The sequence below is a fragment of the Methylobacterium indicum genome (genome assembly GCF_001043895.1).
GTDB classification, from domain to species: domain Bacteria; phylum Pseudomonadota; class Alphaproteobacteria; order Rhizobiales; family Beijerinckiaceae; genus Methylobacterium; species Methylobacterium indicum.
Genome location: NZ_JTHF01000106.1, coordinates 24,332 through 36,099, shown reverse-complemented (window position 1 = coordinate 36,099; position 11,768 = coordinate 24,332). Strand labels below are relative to the sequence as shown.

Genomic DNA, 11,768 nt, shown 5'->3' with positions numbered 1-11,768 from the left:
GGCCAGGCTCTCGCGCACCATCGGCAGCCAGGGCGCTTCGGCCGGGGAGGCGGCGACGAGGGCGGCGTAGCGGGCGCGGGCTTTGTCGCGGTCGCCGTCCTGCTCGGCGGCGCGGGCGAGGTAGAATTGCGGCTTGACCGCCTTCGGGTCCTGCCTGAGCGCCCGCTCGAAGGCGTCGCGGGCCTTCGAGGAGACGACACCGTCCTCGGCCGCCACCAGGGCCTCGCCGTAATCGGCCAGGCGACCGGCATCGTCGCCGAGGAGGCGGAGCGCATTCTCGTAGGCCTTGATCGCGTCCTCGACGCGCCCGACCCGCAGGTAGACCGGGGCGAGCACCGCCCAGCCGCGGCCGTCCTCCGGCGCCTTGGCGAGGTGCGCCTCGATCTGCGCCACCGCCGCCGCGAGGTCGTTGCCGGCGGATTTCGCATGGGCCAGGCGCTCGGCCTGGGGCTGGGCCGGCAGGTCCGGCGAGCCGTAGATGCCGTAGATCAGCAGCGCGACCAGCGGCACCGTCGAGAGGGCGAAGGCGGAGGCCGCGCGGCGCCGGCGCAGGGCCGGCTCGCCGACCGCGCCCGTGCCCTGGCCCGGATCGCGGCTCGCACGCAGCAGCCGGCGCGCGGCCTCCGCCTTCGCGGCCTCGGCCTCGGGCGCGGCCAGGAGGCCACGGGCGGCGTCGCGGTCGATCTCGCGCAGCTGGTCGCGGTAGAAGCCGGTCTCGGTGGCGATCCGCGCCTCGCCCTCGGGCACGACGAGGGCGGGACGGCGCGACATCGGCCAGAGCAGGGCGAGCACCGCCAGGCCGGTCATGAGCGCGAAGATGAACCAGATCGCTGTCATGCCCCTCTGTATCCCCCGGGGCGGAGGGGTACGATTCGACAGAATGGCGACACGGTGTCACGTACGGGCAATCCCGCGCGGGACCGCCCCGAGGATCGTCTCCCTGCCTCAGCGCGGCGCCACCGGCCAGAACAGGCTGATGAGCAGCGTGCCGACCACGATCACCATGATCGAGAGCGGCAGGCCGAGGCGGGCGTAGTCGCCGAAGCGGTAGCCGCCCGGGCCCATCACCAGGGTGTTGCACTGGTGGCCGATCGGGGTGAGGAAGTCGCAGGCCGCGCCCACCGACACCGCCATCAGGAACGGGTCCGGGTTGAGCCCGAGCTTCTGGGCGAGGCTGGCGCCGATCGGGCCCATCACCAGCACCGTCGCGGCGTTGTTGAGGAACGGCGTCACCGCCATCGCGGCGATCAGCAGGAGGCCGATCGCCAGCATCGGCGGCACGGTGTGCATGACGTTCGACAGGGCCCCGGCGATCAGGTCGGTGCCGCCGGTGGTGCGCACCGCGTCGCTGACCGGGATGAGCGCGCCGAGCAGCACGATCACCGGCCACTCGATCGTCTCGTAGGCCTCGTGCATGGTCAGGACCCGCAGGACCAGCAGCAGCACGGCGGCGCCGAAGAACGCCATCGCCACCGGCACGACGTGGAGCGCGATCAGCGCCATCGCGCCGGCCAGCACCGCGATCGGGATGTAGCTGCGGCGGCTGTGGCCGAGCGCCAGCTTGCGCTCGGCGAGCGGCAGCAGGCCGAACTCGGACAGCATGTCGCCGAGCCGCTCGGGGGCGGCGCGCAGCACCACCACGTCGCCGGCGCGCAGCCGCACGCTGCCGATGCGCCGGGTGATCGCCGCGCCGGAGCGGCTGACCGCCAGAAGCGTGGTGCCGTGTCGCCCGGCGAGGTCGGCCCCCGCCGCGGTGGTGCCGACGAGGGCCGAGCCGTCCGGGATCACCGCCTCGATCACCGTCGCCTCGCCGCCGGCGGGCAGCGTGCCGACGAGCGTGAGCTTGGCCCGCGCCACCAGGCGCTCCAGATCCTCGGGCTCGCCGTCGAGGAGCAGGACGTCGCCGGCGGCAAGCCGCCAGTCCGGACCCGGCACGAAGCGGCGGAAGCGCTCGCGGATCACTGTCGCCACCGTCACGTCGCCGTCGCCCAAGGCCTCGAGCTCGCCCACCGTGGCGCCGACGAGGGGAGAGTCCTCGGGCAGGCAGGCTTCCGTCGTGTAGGCCTCGATCCGGAACGAGGCGGCGAGCGAGCCCGCCGGGCGCCGGTCCCGCGGCAGCAGCCGGTAGCCGACCGTCAGGAAGGCGAGGCCCGCCACCGCGAGGCCCAGGCCGACGGGCGTGAAGTCGAACATGCCGAAGGGCTGGCCGGTGATGTCGGCCCGCACCTTGGAGACGATGATGTTGGTCGAGGTGCCGACGAGCGTGACGAGGCCGCCGATCAGCGAGGCGAAGGACATCGGCATCAGAAGGAGCGAGGCCGGCGTGCCGGTCTTGCGCCCGAGCTGGAGCGCCACCGGCATGAAGATCGCGAGCGCGCCGATGTTCTTGGTGAAGACCGACAGGCCCATCACGGCGCCGGCCAGCGCCGGCACCTGCCGGCTGGGCTTTCGCAGGTAGGGCAGGAGCGGGCGCATCGCGTTCTCGACGACGCCCGAGCGCGACACCGCCGACGAGATGACGAGCGCGCTCGCCACGATGATCACCACGTCGTCGGCGAAGCCGTCGAAGGCCTTGGAGGCCGGCACCAGCCCCAGCGCCACCCCGGCGACCAGCGAGAGCAGCGCCACGAGGTCGTAGGGCAGCCGGCCCCAGATGAAGAGCAGGACGGTGACGCCGATGAGGCCGAAGGCGAGGCCCTGGTCGAGGGTCATGCGCCGGCCTGCCGGTCGGACGATCGGGGGCGTGTCATGCCGGGTGGGTGATCCTGCTGCGGGGTATCGAGCCCCCCTAGATTGGGTGGCGGGCGGCCGCGCCCAGGGCGGCGGGGCGAAGAGTTTGCGTGGGACGGTGCCTTCTCGCCCCCGTCGCGAGCGGATAGGCTCCCGGGGGCAGCCGGGAAGCGCCACAGGGGAGCGCGCCATGGAAGACCGCGTCCGTCGCCACCACGGGCTCACCGTCTCCGAATTCGACCGCTTCGTCGATGCGCAGCGGGACGAGAGCGACTGGGAGCTGGTCGACGGTGAGGTCGTCATGATGACGAACCCGACAGAGAACCACGAGCAGATCGCCGGCAATATCGGCGCGCCGCTGAAGCTCGCCATGGACGCTGCCGGCTGCCGCAGCTACCAGGGCGGGATGCGGGTGCAGCGCGACGAGGACGGCCGCGGCCGGGACAAGCCGAAGCCCGACATCGTCGTACGATGCGGACCGCGCCAGAACCGCACCTTCGTCACCGACCCGCTCGTCATCGTCGAGGTGCTGTCGCCGAGCACCATGGACCGCGATCGCGGGCCCAAGCTGTCCTTCTACAAGTCGTTGCCGACGCTCCGGCACATCGTCCTTGCCTACCAGGACCAGATGCGGGTGGAGCATTACCGGCGCGAGGCGGATGGCTGGGTCTGCGACGTCCTCACCGCGCCGGACGACGTCCTGCGGCTCGAGGCCGTGGATTTCGCGATCGATCTCGGGCGGATCTCTTTCGACGTGCCGGTCCTGCGCCCGATCGTCGGCGGCTGATCCCGCCGCGGAGCCCGGCGCATCGCCGCACGTTGGTGCGGGACCGCCCGTCACGGACCCGCCCCGCATGAGCTTCGCCTTCCTCACCCGCGCCTTCGGGCGCGACGACCCGGCCGGGGAGGTCGAGGAGCCGGGGACCGCCCCGGCCCGGGCCTCGCGGCGCGACCGGCGGGCGGGGCGGGCGGACGCGGTGGTGACCGAGGCGCTGGGCCAGAAGGTGCTGCACGCCTTCCTGCAGAACCGCCACCAGACCCTGGTGCCGCTCACCCTCAACCTCCGGGTGCTGGAGCCGGCCCAGCGCGACCTCGTGATCCAGGCGATGGCGGCGGCGTTCCTGGCGCAGGGGCGCCGGCAGGACCCTGCCCCGGTGCGCGACGCGCTCGCCCGGATCAGTGCCGCGGAGGCCGAGCGCCAGCGCCTCGACAAGGCGCTCGCCGCGCCGCTGGCGCTCGGCGACCTCCTCGACGCGATCCTCGATGCCGATCTCGGCGCCTACGCGTACGTCGCCTCGCTGCTCGCCGTCGATCAGCGCCGCCGGGTCAACCAGCTCTATCTCGCCTACCTGGCCGAGCGCCTGGGACTGGCGGAGGACGTGGTGTCGAGCCTGCACCGGCGCTACCGGGTATAATACTGCGGCCTCACGACTGTCCCGCGGGGCTTCTCCTGCGGGCGGCCGGGCGCTAACCTGTCGGAATCGTCGCGCCAACCGATCCCGAGCGTTCCCGAGTTCCATGCCCCGCAGCCGCCCCGGCGCCCAGCCCCGCGACGAGCCGCATCCGACGGACGCGCCGTTTTCCCCCGGGCCGGCCGCCGGCCTCGCTTCCTCGGGGTTCGCCTCCACCGGCCTCGCTTCGACGGGGCTCGGGGCCCGGTCCCGCGCTGCGCCGCTCTCGGCCGATGCGCGGCTGCTCGCCATCGCGGCGGACCACCTGCGCCGGCTCGGTCACCGGCAGGTCACGGTGGTGGGGGTCGCCGCCGAGGCGGGCATGACGCATGCCAACGTCTACCGCTACTTCCCGTCGAAGACCGCCCTCGTCGATGCGGTGGCGGGCCGCTGGCTGCGGGAGGTCGAGGCCGAGCTCGGCGCCATCGCGGACGCGCCCGACCCCGCCGACGACAAGCTCGAACGCTTGCTGCTGGCGCTCGCCTCGATGCAGCGCGAGGTGCTGGCGCGCGATCCGCACCTCTTCGCCGTCCACCGCGACGCCACCGTCGAGTCCCGGCCGATCGCCCGGCGCCACCGCGGCCGCCTGCGCCAGCTCGTCGAGCGGGTGATCGAGGAGGGGATGAATGCCGGCACCTTCTCGCTGCGCGACCGCGAGCGCGGCATCGCCTTCATCTTCGACACCAGCCACCGCTTCCTGCACCCGGTCTCGATCCAGCTCGACGCCGAGGTGCCCCGGGACCTGATCGAGGCCCGTCTCGGGGCGATCATCCGGGCGATGCTGCGCATCCTGCGCCTCGGCACGCTCTAGACGCGCTGACAAAGCGGCCGGAATGTAACGATCGCCCGGACGCCGTCGTATCGCATTGCAAAAAAACGCGAATCCGCATCGTGTGACGCGCTGCAGGCGTCATCGCGGCCGTGGCTGCGGGCCCTGCGCCGGGCCCTCGGGTTGTCGGCTCCGGCTTTTTTCGCCAAAGAGGCACCCGCCGGCGCGGGCTCCTCGCGAGCGGACCCCGGCCCACGACGGTTCCATCACACCGCGAAGGATCGGTTCTGACATGGCACGCAAGAAGATCGCGCTCATCGGCGCTGGACAGATCGGCGGCACGCTCGCGCACCTCGCCGGCCTCAAGGAGCTGGGCGACGTCGTGCTGTTCGACATCGCCGACGGCGTGCCGCAGGGCAAGGGCCTCGACATCGCCGAGTCGGCCCCGGTCGACGGCTTCGACGCCAAGTACTCGGGCGCGAGCGATTACAGCGCCATCGCCGGGGCCGACGTGGTGATCGTCACCGCCGGCGTGCCGCGCAAGCCCGGCATGAGCCGCGACGACCTGATCGGCATCAACCTGAAGGTGATGGAAGCGGTCGGCACCGGCATCAAGACCCATGCCCCGAACGCCTTCGTGATCTGCATCACCAACCCGCTCGACGCGATGGTGTGGGCGCTCCAGAAGTTCTCCGGCCTCGACCCGAAGAAGATCGTCGGCATGGCCGGCGTGCTCGACTCGGCCCGCTTCCGCCACTTCCTGGCCGAGGAGTTCCAGGTCTCGGTCGAGGACGTCACCGCCTTCGTGCTCGGCGGCCACGGCGACGACATGGTGCCGCTGGTGCGCTACTCGACGGTGGCCGGCGTGCCGCTGCCCGACCTCGTCAAGCTGGGCTGGACCACCCAGGAGAAGCTCGACGCCATGGTCGAGCGGACCCGTAAAGGGGGCGGCGAGATCGTCAACCTGCTCAAGACCGGCTCGGCCTTCTACGCGCCGGCGGCCTCCGCCATCGCGATGGCCGAGAGCTACCTCAAGGACAAGAAGCGGGTCCTGCCCTGCGCGGCCCACCTCACCGGCCAGTACGGCGTCGACGGCCTGTTCATCGGCGTGCCGATCGTGATCGGCGAGAACGGCGTCGAGCGCATCGTCGAGGTCGAGTTCTCCGGGGAGGAGAAGGCGATGTTCGAGAAGTCGGTCAATTCCGTGAAGGGCCTGGTCGAGGCCTGCAAGGGCATCAACGGCGCGCTGGCGTAACCGCCCGACCGGCGGCGCGGGGGAACCCTGCGCCGCCTCTGCACGCACGCCCCGCCTGACTTTCAGAAAGCTTGTCGCCCCATGAACATCCACGAGTATCAAGCCAAGGCCGTCCTCAAGGAGTTCGGCCTGCCGGTCTCGAACGGCCGCGCCATCTTCAAGGCCTCCGAGGCCGAGGCCGCCGCCAAGGAGCTCGGCGGCCCGCTCTGGGTCGTGAAGTCCCAGATCCACGCCGGCGGGCGCGGCAAGGGCAAGTTCAAGGAGGCCGAGGCCGGCGAGAAGGGCGGCGTGCGCCTCGCCAAGTCGGTCGAGGAGGTCAAGGCCTTCTCCGAGCAGATGCTCGGCCGCACCCTCGTGACGGTGCAGACCGGCGAGGCCGGCAAGCAGGTCAACCGCCTCTACATCGAGGACGGCTCGGACATCGAGACCGAGTTCTACCTGTCGATGCTCGTCGACCGCGAGACCGGCAAGGTCGCCTTCGTGGTCTCGACCGAGGGCGGCATGGACATCGAGCAGGTCGCCCACGACACGCCCGAGAAGATCATCACCTTCTCGGTCGACCCGGCCACCGGCGTGCTGCCGCACCACGGCCGCGCGGTCGCCAAGGCGCTCGGGCTGACCGGCCCGCTCGCCAAGGAGGCGGAGGATCTGACCACCAAGCTCTACCGGGCGTTCACCGCCAAGGACATGAGCATGCTGGAGATCAACCCGCTCATCGTCACCACGGACGGGCACCTGAAGTGCCTGGACGCCAAGATCTCGTTCGATTCGAACAGCCTCTACCGCCACCCGGAGATCGTGCAGCTGCGCGACATCACCGAGGAGGACGAGAAGGAGATCGAGGCCTCGAAGTACGACCTGGCCTACATCGCGCTCGATGGCACCATCGGCTGCATGGTGAACGGCGCGGGTCTGGCCATGGCGACCCTCGACATCATCAAGCTCTACGGCGAGGAGCCGGCGAACTTCCTCGATGTCGGCGGCGGCGCCTCGGAGGAGAAGGTCACCGCGGCCTTCAAGATCATCACCGCCGACCCGAACGTGAAGGGCATCCTCGTCAACATCTTCGGCGGCATCATGAAGTGCGACGTGATCGCCAACGGGGTGATCGCGGCCGTCAAGGCGGTGGGCCTGCAGGTCCCGCTGGTGGTGCGCCTCGAGGGCACCAACGTCGAGAAGGGCAAGGAGATCATCCGCTCCTCGGGCCTCAACGTGATCCCGGCCGACGACCTCGACGACGCCGCCCAGAAGATCGTCGCGGCGGTCCGCAAGGGCTGAGGAGGGCGGGGCGCCCGCGCGGGTGCCCTTCTCGTGAGCGGAGCCCGGGCGACCGGGTTCCCCGTCAGCGCAGCTTTCTCAGAGGCGGTGCACCGCGCTCGGTCGCCTTGAGCCGCACCGCCCATCCCCGAATGCAGATCTCCGGAGATCGCACGTGTCCATCCTCATCGACAAGAACACCAAGGTCATCTGCCAGGGCTTCACCGGCAAGAACGGGACCTTCCACTCCGAGCAGGCGATCGCCTACGGCACCAAGATGGTCGGCGGCACCTCGCCGGGGAAGGGCGGCGCGACCCATCTCGGCCTGCCGGTGTTCGACACCGTGAAGGAAGCCCGCCACGCCACCGGCGCCGACGCCTCGGTGGTCTACGTGCCGCCGCCGGGCGCCGCCGACGCGATCTGCGAGGCGATCGACGCCGAGATCCCGCTGATCGTCTGCATCACCGAGGGCATCCCGGTCCTCGACATGGTGCGCGTCAAGCGCTCGCTCGAAGGCTCGAAGTCGCGCCTCATCGGCCCGAACTGCCCCGGCATCGTGACGGCCGGCGAGTCGAAGATCGGCATCATGCCGGCCAACATCTTCCGTCCGGGCTCGGTCGGCATCGTGTCGCGCTCCGGCACCCTGACCTACGAGGCGGTGTTCCAGACCACCAACGAGGGCCTCGGCCAGACCACCGCGGTCGGCATCGGCGGCGACCCGGTCAAGGGCACCGAGTTCATCGCCATGCTGGAACTGTTCCTCGCCGACGACAAGACCGAGTCGATCGTGATGATCGGCGAGATCGGCGGCTCGGCCGAGGAAGAGGCGGCGCAGTTCATCAAGGATGAGGCCAAGCGCGGCCGCAAGAAGCCGATGGTCGGCTTCATCGCCGGCCGTACCGCCCCTCCCGGCCGCCGCATGGGGCACGCCGGCGCGATCATCTCGGGCGGCAAGGGCGGCGCCGAGGACAAGATCGCCGCGATGGAGGAGGCCGGCATCCGCGTCTCGCCGTCGCCGGCCCGCCTCGGCAAGACCCTGGTCGAGGTCCTGAAGGGCTGATTGCCCGTCGGACCCTCGCCCTTAGCCACGCGCATGGCAGGCGTGGCGTGCGGAATCACGGTTCCGCACCCACATCGCAAGCAAACGTCAACTCTCTCGAGTGCGTAAGACATCCTGGCGCCCGGACAACCCGGGCGCCTCCACCGTCGATGGAATGCCATTCTCCCGCCCCAACTGGGTCCGAGAAGCCGGCGCATTGATCGACCAGCGCGGATAGACAGATCGCCATGGCACGCCAGGACGCGAACGACGCCCTCCTCGGAACCTCGTTCCTCTACGGAGGCAACGCCGACTACATCGAGGAGCTCTACGCGACCTACACCCGGGATCCCAACGCGGTCGATCCCGAGTGGCGCAGCTTCTTCTCCGGTCTCAAGGAGGAGAGCGCGATCGTGGTCAAGAACGCGGAAGGCGCGTCCTGGACCAAGCCGAACTGGCCGCTCGCCGCCAACGGCGAGATCGTCTCGGCGCTCGACGGCAACTGGGCCCAGGTCGAGAAGGCGGTCGGCGAGAAGATCAAGGCGAAGCAGGAGGCCAAGGGCCAGCCCGTCTCGCCGGCCGACGTGCAGCAGGCCACCAAGGATTCGGTCCGCGCGATCATGCTGATCCGCGCCTACCGCATGCGCGGCCACCTCCATGCCAAGCTCGATCCGCTGGGCCTCCAGCCGCGCGGCGACCACGAGGAGCTGCATCCGCAGCATTACGGCTTCGCCGAATCCGATTGGGACCGCCCGATCTTCCTCGACAACGTGCTCGGCCTCGAATTCGGCACCATCCGGGAGATCGTCGCGATCCTGGAGCGGACCTACTGCCAGACGCTCGGCGTCGAGTTCATGCACATCTCCGATCCGGAGGAGAAGGCCTGGATCCAGGAGCGCATCGAGGGCAAGGACAAGGAGATCTCGTTCACCGAGCAGGGCCGGCGGGCGATCCTCAACAAGATGATCGAGGCCGAGGGCTTCGAGAAGTTCTTGGACCTGAAGTACACCGGCACCAAGCGCTTCGGCCTCGACGGCTCGGAGGCGATGGTCCCGGCGCTCGAGCAGATCATCAAGCGCGGCGGCGCGCTCGGCGTCACCGACATCGTGCTGGGCATGGCCCATCGCGGCCGCCTCAACGTGCTCGCCAACGTGATGTCGAAGCCCTTCCGGGCGATCTTCCACGAGTTCAAGGGCGGCTCGTCGTCGCCGGCCGAGGTCGAGGGCTCGGGTGACGTGAAGTACCACCTCGGCGCTTCGAGCGACCGGGCCTTCGACGGCAACACCGTCCACCTCTCGCTGACCGCCAACCCGTCGCACCTCGAGATCGTCGATCCGGTGGTGCTCGGCAAGGTGCGCGCCAAGCAGGACCAGACCGGCGACGAGCAGCGCACCACCGTGTTGCCGCTCCTCATCCACGGCGACGCCGCCTTCGCCGGCCAGGGCGTGGTGGCGGAGTGCTTCGGCCTGTCGGGCCTGAAGGGCCACCGCACCGGCGGCTCGATCCACTTCATCATCAACAACCAGATCGGCTTCACCACCGATCCGCGCTTCTCGCGCTCCTCGCCCTACCCGTCCGACGTGGCGAAGATGGTCGAGGCGCCGATCTTCCACTGCAACGGCGACGACCCCGAGGCCGTCACCTTCGCGGCCAAGATCGCCACCGAGTACCGGCAGAAGTTCCACAAGCCTGTCGTGATCGACATGCTCTGCTACCGCCGCTTCGGCCACAACGAGGGCGACGAGCCCGCGTTCACCCAGCCGAAGATGTACCAGATCATCCGCAAGCACCCCTCGACGCTCGAGACCTACGGCAAGAAGCTGACCGAGAGCGGCGTGGTGAGCGAGAAGGAACTGGAGGACCGCAAGGCCGAGTTCCGCGCCACCCTCGACAGCGAGTTCGACATCGCCACCGCCTACAAGGCCAACAAAGCCGACTGGCTGGACGGCCGCTGGTCGGGCCTGAAGGCGGTGCGCGAGGACGAGGACGACCCGCGCCGCGGCCGCACCGGCGTGCCGGCCGATACCCTGCGGGAGATCGGGACGGCCATCACCACCGTGCCGCAGGACTTCCACCTGCACCGCACCATCCGGCGCTTCCTCGACAACCGCGCCAAGGCGATCGAGACCGGCGAGGGCCTGGACTGGGCTACCGCCGAGGCGCTGGCCTTCGGCTCGCTCCTCACGGAGGGCCACCGGGTCCGCCTGTCGGGCCAGGACGTCGAGCGCGGCACCTTCTCGCAGCGCCACTCGGTGGTGATCGACCAGGAGAACGAGGAGCGCTACACGCCCCTCAACCACATCAAGGACGGCCAGAGCCGCTACGAGGTCATCAACTCGATGCTCTCGGAGGAGGCGGTGCTCGGCTTCGAGTACGGCTACTCGCTCGCCGAGCCGAACTCCCTGGTGCTGTGGGAGGCGCAGTTCGGCGACTTCGCCAACGGCGCGCAGGTCGTGGTCGACCAGTTCATCTCGTCCGGCGAGCGCAAGTGGCTGCGCATGTCGGGCCTGGTGATGCTCCTGCCCCACGGCTACGAGGGCCAGGGCCCGGAGCATTCCTCGGCCCGCCTGGAGCGCTATCTCCAGATGTGCGCCGAGGACAACATGCAGGTCGCCAACTGCACGACGCCCTCGAACTACTTCCACATCCTGCGTCGCCAGCTGAAGCGGGACTTCCGCAAGCCGCTGGTGCTGATGACCCCGAAGTCGCTCCTGCGCCACAAGCGGGCGGTCTCGGCCCTCTCGGACATCGCCGAGGGCTCGACCTTCCACCGCGTGCTGTGGGACGACGCCGAGAAGGCGCAGGACGGCGTGAAGCTGTCGAAGGACGACAAGGTCCGGCGCGTGGTGCTCTGCTCGGGCAAGGTCTATTACGACCTGTTCGAGGAGCGCGAGAAGCGCGGCATCTCCGACGTGTACCTGATGCGCGTCGAGCAGCTCTACCCGTTCCCGCTGAAGTCGCTCGCCACCGAGATCTCGCGCTTCCGCAACGCCGAGGTGGTGTGGTGCCAGGAGGAGCCCAAGAACATGGGCTCGTGGGCCTTCGTCGAGCCCTACCTCGAATGGGTGCTCAACCAGGCCGGCTCCGCCTCCAAGCGCCCGCGCTACGTCGGCCGTCCGGCCTCGGCCTCGACCGCCGTCGGCCTGATGTCGAAGCACCTCGACCAGCTCCAGGCCTTCCTCAACGAGGCCCTGGCGGTCTGATCCGAGGTTACCTCCCACGTCGCCGGCGCCCCGCGAGGGGCGCCGCCTAAAAATTTTTCCGGGC

The 11,768-nt window shown here is 70.1% G+C and carries 8 protein-coding genes and 1 pseudogene; 7 read left to right on the top strand and 2 right to left on the bottom strand.

Annotation, left to right across the window (positions count from 1 at the left end):
• The coding region (ccmI, locus tag QR78_RS12735; RefSeq protein WP_048427899.1) for a c-type cytochrome biogenesis protein CcmI at positions 1–837 on the bottom strand (837 nt) is incomplete at its 3' end.
• Between the two features lie 108 nt (positions 838–945).
• A complete protein-coding gene (locus QR78_RS12730) occupies positions 946–2,712 on the bottom strand; it encodes an SLC13 family permease (protein ID WP_048427898.1) in 1,767 nt (588 codons plus the stop codon).
• A 208-nt stretch (positions 2,713–2,920) separates the two neighbouring features.
• Here QR78_RS12730 and QR78_RS12725 point away from each other — a divergent pair, with 208 nt between their 5' ends.
• From QR78_RS12725 to QR78_RS12695, 7 genes and pseudogenes are all read left to right on the top strand, one after another.
• The gene (locus QR78_RS12725) at positions 2,921–3,517 is read left to right on the top strand and encodes a Uma2 family endonuclease (RefSeq protein WP_048427897.1); all 597 of its coding nucleotides are present in this window, start codon (positions 2,921–2,923) and stop codon (positions 3,515–3,517) included.
• Between the two features lie 67 nt (positions 3,518–3,584).
• Positions 3,585–4,145, top strand: a complete 561-nt coding sequence (locus tag QR78_RS12720; protein WP_048427896.1) for a DUF533 domain-containing protein — start codon at positions 3,585–3,587, stop codon at positions 4,143–4,145.
• A 146-nt stretch (positions 4,146–4,291) separates the two neighbouring features.
• Positions 4,292–4,992, top strand: a pseudogene (locus tag QR78_RS12715) (TetR/AcrR family transcriptional regulator).
• Between the two features lie 250 nt (positions 4,993–5,242).
• Positions 5,243–6,205: a malate dehydrogenase gene (gene mdh, locus QR78_RS12710; RefSeq protein ID WP_048427895.1), complete on the top strand. Its 963-nt coding sequence runs from the start codon at positions 5,243–5,245 to the stop codon at positions 6,203–6,205.
• A gap of 81 nt (positions 6,206–6,286) precedes the next feature.
• Complete coding sequence (gene sucC / locus QR78_RS12705; protein WP_048427894.1) at positions 6,287–7,483, top strand: ADP-forming succinate--CoA ligase subunit beta; 1,197 nt, start codon at positions 6,287–6,289, stop codon at positions 7,481–7,483.
• A gap of 154 nt (positions 7,484–7,637) precedes the next feature.
• Positions 7,638–8,522 carry a succinate--CoA ligase subunit alpha gene (sucD, locus tag QR78_RS12700; protein ID WP_048427893.1) on the top strand — a complete coding sequence of 295 codons (885 nt, stop codon included), beginning with the start codon at positions 7,638–7,640 and terminating at the stop codon, positions 8,520–8,522.
• A gap of 227 nt (positions 8,523–8,749) precedes the next feature.
• A complete protein-coding gene (locus tag QR78_RS12695) occupies positions 8,750–11,704 on the top strand; it encodes a 2-oxoglutarate dehydrogenase E1 component (protein WP_048427892.1) in 2,955 nt (984 codons plus the stop codon).
• Positions 11,705–11,768 lie beyond the last annotated feature (64 nt).

Excerpts from the sequence above, each read along its gene's own strand:
- QR78_RS12730 (WP_048427898.1), bottom strand. The coding sequence starts at position 2,712 with ATGACCCTCGACCAGGGCCTCGCCTTCGGCCTCATCGGCGTCACCGTC.
- QR78_RS12725 (WP_048427897.1), top strand. The coding sequence starts at position 2,921 with ATGGAAGACCGCGTCCGTCGCCACCACGGGCTCACCGTCTCCGAATTC.
- QR78_RS12720 (WP_048427896.1), top strand. The coding sequence starts at position 3,585 with ATGAGCTTCGCCTTCCTCACCCGCGCCTTCGGGCGCGACGACCCGGCC.
- mdh (WP_048427895.1), top strand. The coding sequence starts at position 5,243 with ATGGCACGCAAGAAGATCGCGCTCATCGGCGCTGGACAGATCGGCGGC.
- sucC (WP_048427894.1), top strand. The coding sequence starts at position 6,287 with ATGAACATCCACGAGTATCAAGCCAAGGCCGTCCTCAAGGAGTTCGGC.
- QR78_RS12695 (WP_048427892.1), top strand. The coding sequence starts at position 8,750 with ATGGCACGCCAGGACGCGAACGACGCCCTCCTCGGAACCTCGTTCCTC.